This is a genomic window from Nonomuraea sp. NPDC050451 (assembly GCF_044458585.1).
Window position 1 is genome coordinate 175,359 of sequence record NZ_JBITHZ010000014.1, and the last position, 13,816, is coordinate 189,174.

General features: G+C 74.2%; 13 protein-coding genes. 2 read left to right on the top strand and 11 right to left on the bottom strand.

The genetic code is table 11. From position 1 onward, the window contains the following. Positions 1–42: 42 nt before the first annotated feature. A complete protein-coding gene (locus tag ACIBI9_RS35910; protein ID WP_397228766.1) occupies positions 43–831 on the bottom strand; it encodes an NUDIX domain-containing protein in 789 nt (262 codons plus the stop codon). 20 nt (positions 832–851) lie between these two features. Then, a complete protein-coding gene (locus ACIBI9_RS35915) occupies positions 852–1,808 on the bottom strand; it encodes a LysR substrate-binding domain-containing protein (RefSeq protein WP_397228768.1) in 957 nt (318 codons plus the stop codon). A gap of 63 nt (positions 1,809–1,871) precedes the next feature. Between ACIBI9_RS35915 and ACIBI9_RS35920 the strand changes: the two genes are divergently transcribed. After that, complete coding sequence (locus ACIBI9_RS35920) at positions 1,872–3,086, top strand: MFS transporter (RefSeq protein ID WP_397228770.1); 1,215 nt, start codon at positions 1,872–1,874, stop codon at positions 3,084–3,086. Positions 3,087–3,120: 34 nt separating this feature from the next. Here ACIBI9_RS35920 and ACIBI9_RS35925 read toward each other — a convergent pair whose 3' ends face one another. Next, on the bottom strand, positions 3,121–4,107 hold the full coding sequence (locus ACIBI9_RS35925; protein ID WP_397228772.1) for a MerR family transcriptional regulator: 987 nt from the start codon (positions 4,105–4,107) through the stop codon (positions 3,121–3,123). Between the two features lie 63 nt (positions 4,108–4,170). Between ACIBI9_RS35925 and ACIBI9_RS35930 the strand changes: the two genes are divergently transcribed. Then, entirely contained in the window at positions 4,171–4,929 is a 759-nt protein-coding gene (locus ACIBI9_RS35930; protein WP_397228774.1) for a maleylpyruvate isomerase family mycothiol-dependent enzyme, read from the top strand. An 86-nt stretch (positions 4,930–5,015) separates the two neighbouring features. Here ACIBI9_RS35930 and ACIBI9_RS35935 read toward each other — a convergent pair whose 3' ends face one another. From ACIBI9_RS35935 to ACIBI9_RS35970, 8 genes are all read right to left on the bottom strand, one after another. Continuing rightward, positions 5,016–5,660 carry a response regulator gene (locus tag ACIBI9_RS35935; RefSeq protein ID WP_397228776.1) on the bottom strand — a complete coding sequence of 215 codons (645 nt, stop codon included), beginning with the start codon at positions 5,658–5,660 and terminating at the stop codon, positions 5,016–5,018. Further along, entirely contained in the window at positions 5,651–6,958 is a 1,308-nt protein-coding gene (locus ACIBI9_RS35940; RefSeq protein WP_397228778.1) for a sensor histidine kinase, read from the bottom strand. The genes ACIBI9_RS35935 and ACIBI9_RS35940 overlap by 10 nt, the downstream gene beginning before the upstream one ends. 107 nt (positions 6,959–7,065) lie before the next feature. After that, positions 7,066–7,857 carry an ABC transporter permease gene (locus ACIBI9_RS35945; RefSeq protein WP_397228780.1) on the bottom strand — a complete coding sequence of 264 codons (792 nt, stop codon included), beginning with the start codon at positions 7,855–7,857 and terminating at the stop codon, positions 7,066–7,068. Then, entirely contained in the window at positions 7,854–8,759 is a 906-nt protein-coding gene (locus tag ACIBI9_RS35950; RefSeq protein ID WP_397228782.1) for an ATP-binding cassette domain-containing protein, read from the bottom strand. Before ACIBI9_RS35950 ends, ACIBI9_RS35945 begins: the two co-directional genes overlap by 4 nt. A gap of 328 nt (positions 8,760–9,087) precedes the next feature. Then, positions 9,088–12,129: a BTAD domain-containing putative transcriptional regulator gene (locus ACIBI9_RS35955; RefSeq protein ID WP_397229011.1), complete on the bottom strand. Its 3,042-nt coding sequence runs from the start codon at positions 12,127–12,129 to the stop codon at positions 9,088–9,090. Positions 12,130–12,185: 56 nt separating this feature from the next. After that, a complete protein-coding gene (locus ACIBI9_RS35960) occupies positions 12,186–12,494 on the bottom strand; it encodes a YbaB/EbfC family nucleoid-associated protein (RefSeq protein ID WP_397228784.1) in 309 nt (102 codons plus the stop codon). Between the two features lie 17 nt (positions 12,495–12,511). After that, on the bottom strand, positions 12,512–13,390 hold the full coding sequence (locus ACIBI9_RS35965; protein ID WP_397228786.1) for a hypothetical protein: 879 nt from the start codon (positions 13,388–13,390) through the stop codon (positions 12,512–12,514). After that, positions 13,390–13,812, bottom strand: coding sequence for a hypothetical protein (locus ACIBI9_RS35970; RefSeq protein ID WP_397228788.1), 423 nt, complete (start codon positions 13,810–13,812; stop codon positions 13,390–13,392). Before ACIBI9_RS35970 ends, ACIBI9_RS35965 begins: the two co-directional genes overlap by 1 nt. Between the last annotated feature and the right edge of the window lie 4 nt (positions 13,813–13,816).

The window sequence follows — 13,816 nt, forward strand, 5'->3', positions numbered from 1 at the left end:
GCTTGTGCGGTCAACGATCGACCTTCTGCTACATGCGGCCCATCATCGATGTGTAGACCATTCGTGCAGGGCGTAGGGCACGCTGTTCACGACGTTGGCGATGGCCGCCGCCGGATAGCCGACCATGTCGTGGGGCAGGCCGTCCAAGGGCCACCAGGCGACCTCGGAGCATTTGTCCGGTTCGGCGTTGTACGGCTCGCCGGTCCACGTGTCGGCGGCGAAGAAGAGGCCGACGCGTTCCGGGGCCCGGTGCATGACGTGGACGAATCTGAGGTCGGCCGGGTCGATCGTCACGCCGACCTCCTCGCCCGCCTCCCTGACGGCCGCCTCGGTCGCCGACTCGCCCGCCTCCAGGTGGCCTGAGGGCAGATGCCACAGCCCGTCGCCGTACCCGGTGCCGGCCCGCCTGCCGAGCAGCACCTCGGAGTCGCGCAGGAGGAGCACGTGCACGTCGACGATCGCCCGGAAACGCTCCCTCGGCCGCCCTCGATCGGGGGTGAGAGGTGGGCGGCGGTCGAGGGCCTGGGCCCATTTGACGGCGACGGCGGCCACCTGGATCAGCTCGGCGCGCAACTTCCCGGGGTCGGACTCCGCGAACGCCTCCAGCACCTCCTCCGCCAGGACGTGCCGCCACGTCAGCGTCCCGGCCTCGGCCGCCGCCTCCGTCTCCGACCTGGTCCGGCCGGACTCGGCCGCCGCTCCTTCGTGCCCGGTGCCGTCGGGCAGGAGCTGCATGCCCCACCGCACGTCCTGGGCCACCCGCTCGGCGGTCACGTCCGCGAGCACCCTCGCCAACGAACCCGGCACGCCGGCATCGCCATCGTGATTCATGGCCACCAGTCTGACGGGGTTCAGGGGGTGGCGGGGCGGAAGCCCGGGCCCAGGTCGGTGGTCCCGGCGCGGGCGTGGTCCCTGAAGGCCCGTACGGCCGGAGGAAGGCGCGCGTCCTGGAGCCAGCTCACCCCGATGGTCCGGTACAGCGGAGGGGACAGCGGGATCTCCACCACGCCGGTCGCGATCGCGTCCGCCGTGGGGTGGGTGGAGCGGGGAAGAACGGCGACGCCGAGCCCGGCCGCCACGAGGCCGCGTACGGTCTCCGTCTCCTGACCCTCGAACGCGATCCTCGGCTCGAACCCCGCCGCCGCGCACAGGTCGTCGGTGATCTGGCGAAGGCCGTACCCCGGCTCCAGCGTCACCAGTTCCTCCCCCGCCAGCTCCGCCGCCCGCACCCGCGCCCGCGCCGCGAACCGGTGGGACGGGGGCACGGACAGCACCAGCTCCTGGTCGGCGAGGGGAGCGCCGGCGAGGTCCGGGGCGTCCACGGGCATGGGGGCGACGAACACCAGGTCGATCCGGCCCTCGCGGAGCTCCTCGATCATGTCGTGGCGCGAGCCCTGCACCAGGCTGAAGCGGATGCCGGGGTGGTGCTCGCGGAAGCCGCCGATGAGGGACGGCACGAGCGTGCGGCCCAGCAGGTGGAGGAAGCCCAGGACGATGCGGCCGGAGGCCGGGTCGATCTCCTCGCGGATCTCGCGGGCGGCGGCGGCCATCGTGGTGAGGGCGCGGACGGAGGCGGCCGCCAGGGTGTGGCCCGACCGGGTGAGGCGGATGCCGCGGCCGGAGGGTACGACGAGCGGGGCGCCGACCAGGTCCGCGAGGGCGGCGAGGCGGCGGCTGGCCGTCGGCTGCGGGATGCCGAGCAGCTCGGCGGCACGCGTCACGTGCCCGGTCTCACCCACGGCGGCCAGCAGCGCCAGCGCGGGCGCCAGGCGAGCCGCCAGCCGCTCGTCAGCCGATTCATCCATCATGGTATGAATTATCGCTGATTCCGGTATTAGACGTATTTATTAGCCTTGCTTAGCGTTGCAGGCGTGGTGGTTCTCGATGCTCCTCCGGTTCGTGACACGCGGCGGGTCAGTGCGGCTGTGGCCGCGGCAGGGGTGTCGTCGTTCGCCCTCCTGTACGCGCCGCAGCCCGTGCTGCCGCAGCTCGCCGCCGGGTTCCGGCTGGATCCGGGCAGCGCCTCGCTGACCATCGGGGTGGCCACCGGGGCGCTGGCCGTGGCCGTGCTGCCGGTGGCGTGGCTCGCCGGGCTGGTGGGGCGGCGCAGGGTGATCGTCTGGTCCGTGCTGGCCTCCGCGATCATCGGGCTGCTGCTGCCGCTGGCCCCGTCCCTCTCCGTGCTGCTGGTGATGCGGGCGGTGCAGGGGGTGGCGGTCGCGGGGTTCGCCGGGGTCGCGGCGGCGTACCTGGCCGATGCGGTCGGTACGGCGCGGCTGCCCGCCGCGGTGGGGGCGATGATCGCCGGGAACTCGGTCGGCGGGATGCTGGGCCGGCTCGGCGCCGGGTTCGCCGCCGGGCCCATGGGGTGGCACGGCGCGCTGCTGGCGGTGGCGGTGTTGTCCCTGCTGTGCGCGCTGTTCGCGGCCCTCACGCTCCCGCGCGACGAGGCTCCTGAGCCTGGATCGCAGGTCGCCGAGCTCGGGTCGGCGACCTCGGGGTCCGGGTCGTCCGATGCGGGTTCTGTCCAGCGGGCTCGGCTCGGGGCGGGGCTGATCGGGCCGTTCGCCGTGGGGGCGCTGGCCACGGGCGCGTTCGTCGCGCTCTACAACGCCGCCGGGTTCCGCCTGGCCGCCCCTCCCCTGTCCCTCGCTCCCGCCGCCGCCTCCCTCGTCTTCCTCTCCTACGCCATGGGCACCGCCTCCTCGGCCGCCGCCGGGCGCCTGGCGGCGCGGCTGGGCTGGACGAAGGCGCTGGTCACGGCCCTTGCCGTGACGGTGACGGGCTCCGTGCTCACCGGGCACCCGTCGCTGCCGATCATCGCGACCGGGTTCGCCGTACTGACCGCCGGGTTCTTCGCCGCGCACGCCATCGCCAACGCCTGGGTCGCCGCCGAGGCGCCCCCGAGCGCCCGTGGCCGCGCGGCCGGCGTCTACACCCTCTGCTACTACCTGGGCAGCGGCCTCGGCGGCACGGCGGGCGGCGTCGTGTACGGGCACGCGGGCTGGACCTGGCTGATCGGGCTCACGTCGGCCTGGCTTGCGCTGGCGGTCCTCGCCGTCCTCGTGACCCGCCGCCCACGGTGAGGGTCACCCCGATCCACGCGCCGGAGCGGGTGGTTCAGCAGGCGGAACGGATCGAACGTTCGAGGGCGTCGGCCAGCCACAGGTGCGTCGCGCCCAGCGTGGCCGCCTCTCCGCTCACCTCGCCCACCAGCCGCCAGTAGCGCCGCAGCCGCGGGTCGCTGTCCGCCGCCATGTTCGCCAGCAGCTCCCGGCGGAACGCCGGGGTGTCGCCGCTGCCCCGCACCGACGCGTGCGCCGCCACGAACCGGTCGAGCTCCGGGCCCACCCGCGGCTGCTCGCCCGCCAGCACCAGGGGCAGGGCCAGCGCGCACGCCTCGGCGACCCCGTTCATCAGCTCGTCCTCGTCGGCGATCAGCTCGACGTTGACCCGCGCCCTGGTCAGCAGGCCGCGCAGCAGGGATCGGTCGCCGACCAGGGCGACGAGCTCGGCGTACGCGACCACCTGCGGCGGAGTCGGGTCGGCGGGCGGCTGGGGCACGGCCATCGCCACGAACCCGGCGAACATCTCCGCCGACACCGGCGCCACCATCGTGCGCCGCCAGAAGTCGACCAGCGCGTCGCGGGCCGCGTGCCCGCCCTCCACCGCTGCCAGCAGCTCCAGCCGGGCCGCCCGCTCGGCCGGGCTCGCCTCCTCGACCGCCCGCAGGGACGCGCGCCGCCACGCGAGGCCGGCGAGCTGCACGTCGAGCGCCGCCCGCTCGACCGCGACGGCCTCGGCCATGGAACGCTCGCCGTTGAGCACCCCGGTGATGGCGGGCAGCCCCAGCCCGAGCCCGCGCAGCCGCCTGACCAGCCCGAGCCGCTCCACCGCCGCCCGGTCGAACCTGCGGTGCCCGCCGGCGCTGCGTACCGACTCGATGATGCCCTCGTCGCAGTAAAAGCGGATCGTACGCACCGGAACGCCGGTCAGCGCCGCCAGGTCCCCGATCCCCAGCGTCTCCTCGCGCAGCGTCTTCGGCCGAGCTCCGCCCGGCACCCTGAGACGGATGTCCTCGCTTCGCTGCGGATCCGTCTCAGGCACTTGAACCTCCACTGGACTGGAGTTTCTACCGTACCGGCGGAAGAGATCGAGAGGAGATTGGTCATGGCGACGCTGGAGACCGCACGGATGGTCGAGGGGCTGCGGGAGCAGACGGCCGGGTTCGCCCGGGCGGCGGCCGGAGGGGATCCGGAGGCGATGGTCCCGACCTGTCCGGACTGGCCGCTGCGTACTCTCGTGGGGCACATCGGGCAGGCGCACCGGTGGGCGGCCGAGATGTTGCGCAAGGGCGAGCCGCTTGCGGTGCCCGACCCGGGGCAGGCCGGTGCGGGCGCGCCGGACGGGTGGGAGCGGTGGCTGCGCGACGGCGCCGAGAAGCTGATCGACGCGATCGCGCAGGTGGGGGCGGACACCGAGGTGTGGACGTTCCTGGGCCCGCGGCCCGCGGCGTTCTGGCTGCGCAGAATGCTGTGCGACACCGCCGTCCACCACTACGACGCGGCGGCCACGACGGGGGCCGCGTTCGAGATCGCCGACGACCTCGCGGCCGACGTGATCACCGAGAGCCTGGAGATGCTGGCCTCTCCGGGTTCGGAGTCGCTGAAGCCGAGTCTGGTGGAACTGCGCGGCCGGGGCGAGCGGCTGGGGGTGCGGCCGGACACGGGCGACGGCTGGGTGATCGTCAGAAGTCCCGAGGGATTGTGGTGGGAGCACGGGCCGGTGAAGGCGGACGCGGTGGTGTCGGGGGCCGTCGCGAACCTCATGCTGGTGTGTTCCCGCCGCCTTCCCCTCGACGACGCCCGGGTGGCGGTCTCCGGGGACCGTACGCTGCTGGAGCACTGGCTGGCCCACATGGCGTTCTAGCCGTCATCGCCCGGTGGTCGACGTGCGCGAAGGGATGGACTCGCCGTTCACCCGGCAGGAGTGAGGGCGCCTTCGCCGCCCGGATCTCACGTGTCCAGGTAGCGGAGGATGGCCAGGACGCGGCGGCTGTAGTCGGGGTCGCGGGGCAGGTCGAGCTTCTCCACGATGGCGTTGACGTGCTTCTCGACCGTGCTGAGCGAGACGTGCAGGCGCTCGGCGATGGCCGCGTTCACGAAGCCCTGGGCGAGGTGCCGCAGCACCTCGCCCTCGCGCGGGCTCAGGTCGCTCAGCGGGTCGGCGTGGGTGGTGCGGGCCATGAGCTGCCGCACCACCTCAGGGTCGAAAGCGGCTCCGCCCGCGCGTACGCGTTCGAGCGAGTCGAGGAAGTCGGCCACCTCCGAGACCCGGTCCTTGAGGAGGTAGCCGAGGCCCCGCGTGGAGCCGGCCAGGAGCCTGGCGGCGTAGTGCTGCTCGACGTACTGCGACAGGACCAGCACGCCGACGCCGGGGTGGCGGTCGCGGATCTCCAGGGCCGCCCGGAGGCCGTCGTCCTTGTGGCCGGGCGGCATGCGGACGTCGATCACGGCCACGTCGGGGCGGTGCTGCTCGACGGCGGCGAGCAGCCCGGGGGCGTCGCCGACGGCGGCGACCACCTCGTGGCCGGCGTCGTCGAGCAGCCGGGTGAGCCCTTCGCGCAGCAGCACGGAGTCGTCGGCCAGGATCACCCGCACGAGCCCGCCTCCACCCCGGACCCGCCGGAACCTGCCGCCTCGGACCCGCTCGACCCCGCAACGGGCCCGCTCGACCCCGCACCGCGCCCGCTCGACCCCGTACCGGAGAAGCCCCCGGACGGCCCGGAGACGCCCTCCGGCTCCTCCGGGGAGCCGCCGGGCGGTGTTTTCGGGAGGGTGGCGGCGATCTTGGTGGGGCCGCCCGGCGGGCTCTGGACCGTGAACTCCCCGTCGAGCGCCAGCACGCGCCGGGCCAGCCCCGACAGCCCGCCACCCGCCGGGTCGGCCCCGCCCGAGCCGTCGTCCGAGATCACCACGCTCACCGCCCGCTCGTCCTCCGTCAGCACGACCAGGATGTCACGCGCCCCGGCGTGCTTGATCGCGTTGGTGATCGCCTCGCGGGCCACGAAGTAGAGCGCGGTCTCCACCTCCGACACGGGCCGCCCGGTCAGCCCGTAGTGCACGGTCACCGGCACGCTCGACCGCTCGGCTACGCCCGCCAGCGCGGCGCGCAGCCCCAGCTCGTCGAGCGCGGTCGGGTAGATGCGCCAGGCCACGCTGCGCAGCTCGTCGAGGAGCTGGCGCGACTCGGTGTACGCCTGGGTGACCAGCTCGCCGGTCCTCTCCGGGTCGGCGCTGTGCCGGGCGCGGCCCAGCAGCATGGCGAGCGCGACGCCGCGCTGCTGGACGCCGTCGTGGAGGTCGCGTTCGATCCTGCGCCGCTCGTCGTCCACGGCCCGGACGATGCCGGAGCGAGTGGCGGTCAGCTCGGCGATCCGCCGGCGCATCAGCTCGTGGCTGCCGGGGCCGAGGAAATGGTCGGCCAGCCGCCGTTCGAGCGATCCGACGGCCAGGGTCAGGAGGGCGACCAGGGCGAGCAGCACGGCGCCGCCGGTCAGGCCGAGCATGCCGCTGCTGGTGACGATCCTGACGCCGGGCAGGTTCACCGGCACCGGCTGGGCCCGCCCCCAGGCGAGATCCCACAGGCCGCCGACCAGCAGGAGCCCGCCGAGGAAGAGACCCGCCGCGCACAGGTACCCGCCCAGGACCCCCAGGGCGGCGCGCGCGGCGAGGAAGCCGTAACCGCCGTCCCGCCGCGCCACCTCGTGCCCGAGCCAGCTGGAGAGCCTCGCCCGCTCCAGCGCCATCAGCCTGTCCAGCCCCCGGACGACGGCGGGCCGGGCGGCGGGGACCAGGTACGCCGGCCACGCCACGCACAGGAAAACCAGCTCGACGAGGCCGAGGACCATCCCGAGGACGACCCCGGCCAGCACCCGCGCTGCCCTGCTGCCTGACACGGGCGTGAATTCTAGGCGCGACCCCCTGATGCCGCGCACCGCTCCAGGCGTGATCCGCACTGCTCCACGCGTCATCCGCGTCGCTCCAGGCATCACGGGCCGCCATTCTAGGCGTCGCGGTGGCGCAGCACCGCGTAGCCCGCCGCCAGGGCCGCCGCCGTCCAGGCGAGGAGCCAGGCCAGCCCCTCCCCCGCCGAGTACGGCATCGGCCCGCCGGCCAGGTTGTCCGCGCTTCCCATGAACGCCAGCCCGGCGAACGTCGGCATCCGCAAAGAGGCGTCCAGCGCCACCTGGCTCCCCGTCGTCAGCAACATCAGCGGCAGCCCCATGAGCAGCATGAACACCACGGTCAGCGTGCCCGCCGCGCTGCGCATCGCGGCGCCGACGCCGAGCGTCATCACCGACACCAGCGCGAAGAACGCCCCGACCCCGAGCAGGTCCGGCACGACCTCGCCGATCGGCGACACGACGAGCCCGCCGAACAGGTCACCCGACAACGCGACCTGGACGACCACCGTCGCGACGGCCCCCGACAGCACGCCCGCCACGGCCATCACCGGCGCCACCACCAGCGCCTTCGCCGCCAGCACCACCCCTCGGACGGGCGTGGCCTGCAGCGTGGCCCGGATGCTCCCGGACGAGTACTCCGAGGTGATCGCCAGCATCGCCAGCGCCACCAGCGCGAACTGGACGAACGACGTCGCCGACACCACCGGCTCGCTGGCCGTCACCCGCACGCCGGTCCGGCCCTCACGCAGGGCGTCGGTGGCGCTCGCGCCGCCCAGCGTGAGCGCGGTCACCACCATGAGCGCAGCCGCGCAGGCCAGGCACCACCACGTGGACCTGACCGACCACAGCTTCGCCCACTCGGCCCCGATCGCCTGCCACAACGTCCTCATGATCCCGCCCCGTACTCGACGCTTCCCGCGGTCAGCTCCTGGTAGGCCTGTTCGAGCGAGGCCTCCCGGGTGCGCAGTTCGTGCAGCCGGATCCCGGCCTCGTGGGCCAGGTCGCCGACCGTTTCGAGGGTGGCGCCGGTGGCCTCCAGCTCGTTCTCGCCGTACCGGTCCACCGCGATCCCGGCGGCGCGCAGCCGTACCGCGAGATCGCCGGCGTGCGGGGTGCGGACGAGCACGGCCGTCAGGGAGCTGCCCGCGATGACGTCGGACAGCGGCGCGTCCGCGATGAGCCGGCCCTTGCCGATCACGACGAGGTGGTCGGCGGTGAGCTGCATCTCGGTCATGAGGTGGCTGGAGACGAACACCGTCCGGCCCTCGGCGGCCAGCGACCGCATGAGCCCGCGCACCCAGCGCACCCCGTCCGGGTCGAGCCCGTTGACGGGTTCGTCGAACATCAGCACCTCCGGATCCCCCAGCAGCGCCGCCGCGATGCCGAGCCGCTGGCTCATGCCGAGCGACAACGCCCCGGCCCGCTTGCGCGCCGCCCCGGCCATGCCGACCGTCTCGAGCACCTCGCTCACGCGCCGCCGGGGGATGCCGTTGGCGCGGGCCAGCGCCACCAGGTGCGCGTGGCCGCTGCGCCCCGGGTGCAGCGCGCGGGCGTCGAGGAGCGCGCCGACCGTGCGCAGCGGGTTGCTCATCCGGCGGTACGGCACGCCGCCGATCAGCGCGGTGCCGGAGGTGGGCCGGTCGAGGCCGAGGACGAGGCGCATCGTGGTCGATTTCCCGGCGCCGTTCGGGCCGAGGAACCCGGTCACCGTGCCCGGTCTCAGTTCCAGTGTCAGGTCGTCGACCGCCGGGCGGTCGCCGTACCGCTTGCTCAAACCCTTCAGACTGATCACGCCGCCTCACGCTAGGCGGCCCCGGACCCGGCGGGTATGGGGGCGGGCCGCCGACTTCGATGGCGGGAAACCGTAAAGGCCCAGACCGGGTGCGCGCGGCCTGGCAGGCGCACCTGTGCGGGCTCTGCCTGACGTTGCGGGACGGGCACGGCCAGGCGGCGCGGCTGGCCACCAACTACGACACGCTGATCATCTCGGTGCTCACCGAGGCCCGGCTCCCGTCGCCCGCGCCCCGCCGGACGGCCGGGCCGTGCGCGTCACGCCGGTTCCGCGCCGCCGAGGTGGTGGCCGCGCGGGCGTCCGGCGCGCGGGGCCTTCCTGCTGAATCTCACTCCGGGCGGACGGCGCTGATCGCGGCGTCGCGGGTGAGCGCGGCGCCGCTCCCGTACGCCGCGGCAAACGCCTCGTCCCCCAGCGCCGCCCGCGCCCGCTCCGCGGGCCGCAAGAGGTCGCCGAACCCGCTGCGGTCCTCCGTCCCGAGCAGCGCGGTCGCGGCCCCCAGCAGGTACGCCGCCCGCCCCGGCTCGTCGTCGGCCAGCGCGGCCGCCCGCACGTGCGCGGCGGCGGCCAGGATCGGCAGGTCCCCCAGCTCCATCGCAGTGTCGAGCGACGGCCCGGCGCTCGGCCGGTCGCCGTCGAGCAGCGCGGCCATCGCCCGGAAGCACGCGGCCCAGGCCCGCACGTCCGCAGGATAGGAGGGATCTTCGACCTCCGTCAGCTCCCGCCGCGCCTCCGCCAGGGCGCCGCTCCAGAGCAGCACCTCGATCTGCGACAACCGCAGGTACTCGACGCCCTCCGGCCGCCGCATGCGCCGCGCGCAGTCCCAGGACGCCTCCATGTACGACCGGGCCCGCTCGTGCTCGCCCGACCGCGCGTACGAGATCGCGATCTTCGCCAGGATGGCGGCCTGGTCCTCCAGGACGCCCAGCTCGCCGGCCAGGCGCAGGGCCCGTGACCGCGCCTCGATCGCGGCGCCCGGGTCGCCCCGGCGGTCGTGGTGCTCGGCCAGCAGGCGCAGCGCCGAGGACAGCGCCCACCGGTCGCCGAGGACCTCCATCTCCCGCCGTGCCCCGTCGATGAGGGTGAACGCCCCGGCGATGTCCCCTTCGCTCTCGGCCGCGCTGGACATCAGCATCAGCGTCAGCGCCCGCTCCCACCCGGTGAGGCCCGGCAGCAGGCGTTCGCCGGCGCGGGCGGCCGTCATCCGCTCGCCGATCATCACCGGCGCGACGAGGAGCACGACTCCGGTGGGCCGGCCCAGCCGGTCGCGGAGGTCCAGCCCCGCCCGGACCGCCTCCTGGGCCGCCTCCGTGGCGCCGAGCTGCTGGTGGAGGAGCCCTTGGAGCACCAGCCGTACGGGCCGGAGCTCCTCCGGCACCTCGCCCGGCAGGTCAAGCACGCCACGCGTCCAGCGCACGCTCTCCATCAACATGCCCTGCAGGAGCCAGAACCACCAGACGGCCGCCAGCAGCCGCACGCCCAGCTCGGCGTCCCCCGCGTCGGCCGCGAACCGCAGCGCGGCCACGATGTTGTCGTGCTCGGCCCGCAGCCTGTCCACCCAGTGGAGCTGGCCGGCGCCGCGCAGCTCGGGGTCGGCCGCCTCGGCGAGCCGCAGGAAGTAGCGCGCGTGCCCGTCCCGCACGGCCCGGTCCTGCCCGGACTCCGCCAGCCTGGCCATCCCGTACGACCTGACCGTCTCCTGCATGCGGTAGCGCTCGCCGGACAGCTCGACCAGCGACTTGTCCACCAGCGCCGTGAGCGCGTCGAGCGGGTCGAGCCCGCTGACCGCCTCCAGCGCCTCCAGCGTGGCCCCGCCGGGGAAGGCCGCCAGCACCATGGCCAGCTCCCGTTCCTCGCCGGACAGCGGGTCCCAGCTCCAGTCGACCACCGCCTGCAGGGTGCGGTGCCGGGGCAGGGCCGTCCGGCTGCCGCTGCTGAGCAGGCGGAAGCGGTCGTCGAGCTTGGCCGCGATCTGCTCCACGCTCAGCGCGCGCACCCGGGCGGCGGCCAGCTCGATGGCCAGCGGCATGCCGTCGAGCCGCCGGCAGATCTCGACGACCGCCTCGGTGGTGGTCCCGTCGAGGGTGAAGCCCGGGCGTACCGCCCCGGCCCGTTCGGCGAAGAGGCGGACCGCGGAGTAGCCGCGGGCGTCCTCCGTCGCGCCGGCGGGCCACTCCAGGGGCGGGATGGGATAGAGGCTCTCGCCCGCGACGGCCAGCGACTCCCTGCTGGTGGCCAGGACGCGCAGGTCGGGGCAGGCGCCCAGCAACCGGTCCACCAGCTCGGCGACGGCCGAGACGACGTGCTCGCAGTTGTCGAGCACGAGCAGCGCGCTCTGCTGGGCGAAGACCTCCTCCAGCCGCTCGGCGGCGCCGCCCTCCCCGGCCTCGAACCAGGCGCCGTCCCGGCCGCCGATCGACGTGAGCACCGCGTTGGCGACGTCGTGGGGGTCGGTGACGGGCGCCAGCTCGGCCAGCCAGACGCCGTCGGGCGCCAGGTCGGCCGAGCGCTCCGCGACCTCGACGGCCAGCCTGGTCTTGCCCGCGCCGCCGGGGCCGACGACGGTGACGAGCCGGCCGGCCTCCAGCGCCTTCGCGAGCTGGGCCAGCTCCTGCTCGCGGCCGACGAAGCTGGTCACCTGGGCGCGCAGGTTCGACCTGCGGGTGCGGCGGCGGTCCTGGTGCTGCGGGTCGTGCCGGAGTATCGACAGGTGCAGCTCGGCCAGCTCGGCGGACGGGTCGACGCCCAGCTCCTCCGACAGCGTCTGCCGGGTCCGCTCGTAGGCGTCGAGCGCGTCGGCCTGCCGGCCGGCCGCGTACAGGGCCCGCATGAGCAGGCCCTGCAGGCGTTCACGCAACGGGTGCGCGGCCGCCAGCGGGCCCAGCTCCGCCAGCACGTCGTTGCCCGCGCCCAGCTCCAGCTCAAGCCGGTCCTCGGCGGCGGACAGGCGCAGCTCGTCCAGCCGTACGGCGGCGTTGTCCGCGAACGGCAGCCCGGCCAGATCCGCCAGCGCCGGCCCCCGCCACAGCCCCTCGGCCTGGCGCAGCGCGGCGAGGTTCCCCGTGCCGGCCAGCCGCTCGAACCGGGAGACGTCCACGTCGTCGGCGTCGATCGCGAGCCGGTAGCCGGCCGGGTGCGACTCGATCGCGGCGTGGCCGACCAGCCGCCGGGTGCGGGAGACCAGCGACTGCAGGGCGTTGGCGCTGCCGGCCGGCGGGCGCTCGCCCCAGATGGCGGCGGTGAGCACCTCGAACGGCACGACCCGGCCCGGCTCCAGCGCGAGCCTGGCCACCAGCGCGCACAACCTGGCACCGGAGATCTCGACCCGGCGCCCCTCCCCGTCACGCACCTCGAACGGGCCGAGCAACATCACACGCACGGCACCAAGCTTGCCATTCACCCCATATCGCGCCAACCTCGCGGCGGTCAGGTGCCGAAGACCGTCCTCGCCAGGTCGTACGACTGTCCGGCCACGTCATCCTCGGCCCGCCGGAACGCCTCCACGATGGCGTCCGCCAGCGCCTGCGAGCCCAGCCGCATCGCCCGCGGGTCGATGCGCAGCCCGGCCAGCGAGCCGGTGGGCTTGAGCTCGACGGCGACCTGCCCGCCGGCGCTCTCGCCGCGCCCCCGGGTCTCCTCCAGCAGGCGGCTCACCTCCTCGAGCTCGGCCGTCCGCGCCGCCATCTCGGCCAGCGCGCGGTCGAGCTCCGGGTCTCCGGTACGGGGTGTCGTCATCGGTGTTCCTCACTCACTCAACGCTTGAAGATGAAGGCCCTGGGCGCGTGCGCCAGCGCCGAGCGGAGTGCGCCCTGCTCCGACATCGATCCACCGGCGACCAGGGGGTAGATGGTGGCGGCCGAGAGCGTGCGGCGGAAGAACTTGCCCGCGGGGTCCGAGCCCAGCAGCGTCTCGGTGACCTTCGTGGCGGGGAAGAACCTGCGCACGTCGCTCAGCGCCTTGATGCCGCCGTTGTAGGCCATCTCGGCCGCGAAGTGCTTGCCCGCGTACTCCCAGAGGTTGCCCATCGGCTGTCCCGTGGCCGCCGAGCTGCCCGCGTGCACGCCGGTCTTGAGAACGGTCCACAGCACGGAGTCGGCCAGCGCGTCGAGCCCCTCACGGACGAAGTAGTTGCCGACGCGGCGCTTGCCCATCCGCGTCTCCAGGATCAGCTTGGTGATCTTCTGGAAGATCGTGCGCTCCAGCTTGGCCCTGGACACCAGCCATCTGAACACCTTCTCGGCCGCGACCCTGGCCGCGGGGTAGACGAAGCCGAACATCATCGTGAAGGCCATGGCGGCGAGGTACGTGCCGATGATCCGCAGCTGTTCGCGGTGCTCCTCCACGGCGTCGGCGTACTCCTCGCAGCCCGCCGCCAGGTCCAGCAACTCCTCCTGGAGCGCGGCGTAGCGGGGGGCGAGCTCCTTCGGCCACACGTCGGCGAAGCGGTCCACGGAGCGGCTGTCGTTCGCCTTGCGCGCCTCGGCGACGCCGGTGTCGGTCTGGTGGGCGACCTTCCCGATGGACTCTGCCAGCGCGCGCAGCGCCTTGGCACGGTCCCGCAGGTTGCTCACGTCGGCCACCGGCACGTGTACGTCGGCGAACCAGGCCAGCGCCTGGAAGGGGTCGAACATCAGGCGCCTTCCTTGAGCGGCGGGGCCTGCGGGATCGGCGGCGCGGGAAGGTCGGGGATCTTGGGCAGCGTGTTGATGATCTCCTGCTCCAGGAAGTCCCAGAACTTCTCGAGGTCGCGGAAGTTCCCCGCCGAGCTGAAGTTCTTGTCGGCGATGCGCCGCATCGCCTCGGTGAGCGAGTCGTAGCCGTCGCTGTACCACTCGGCGAACGCGCGCCCGTCCTCGTCGCCGCCGACCAGGTCGGAGGTGGTGGCCAGCGAGGTGGAGCCGCGGTGCAGCGCCACGACGTCGTCGCCGGTCTTGTCGAAGAGCCTGGCCAGGCGGCGGATCGAGGTCCAGTCGATCTTCAGGCCGTCGCCGGGGGTGTTCGGGCGCTGGACCGGCTCCTGGGTCGGGGTCGGGCGGGGAGACGGCTCCTGCACCGGA

What these genes read in the sequence shown, in the direction of transcription:
- ACIBI9_RS35955 (WP_397229011.1), bottom strand. Translation starts at nt 12,129, where the DNA reads ATGTTGCTCGGCCCGTTCGAGGTGCGTGACGGGGAGGGGCGCCGGGTC.
- ACIBI9_RS35960 (WP_397228784.1), bottom strand. Translation starts at nt 12,494, where the DNA reads ATGACGACACCCCGTACCGGAGACCCGGAGCTCGACCGCGCGCTGGCC.
- ACIBI9_RS35945 (WP_397228780.1), bottom strand. Translation starts at nt 7,857, where the DNA reads ATGAGGACGTTGTGGCAGGCGATCGGGGCCGAGTGGGCGAAGCTGTGG.
- ACIBI9_RS35930 (WP_397228774.1), top strand. Translation starts at nt 4,171, where the DNA reads ATGGCGACGCTGGAGACCGCACGGATGGTCGAGGGGCTGCGGGAGCAG.
- ACIBI9_RS35965 (WP_397228786.1), bottom strand. Translation starts at nt 13,390, where the DNA reads ATGTTCGACCCCTTCCAGGCGCTGGCCTGGTTCGCCGACGTACACGTG.
- ACIBI9_RS35910 (WP_397228766.1), bottom strand. Translation starts at nt 831, where the DNA reads ATGAATCACGATGGCGATGCCGGCGTGCCGGGTTCGTTGGCGAGGGTG.
- ACIBI9_RS35915 (WP_397228768.1), bottom strand. Translation starts at nt 1,808, where the DNA reads ATGATGGATGAATCGGCTGACGAGCGGCTGGCGGCTCGCCTGGCGCCC.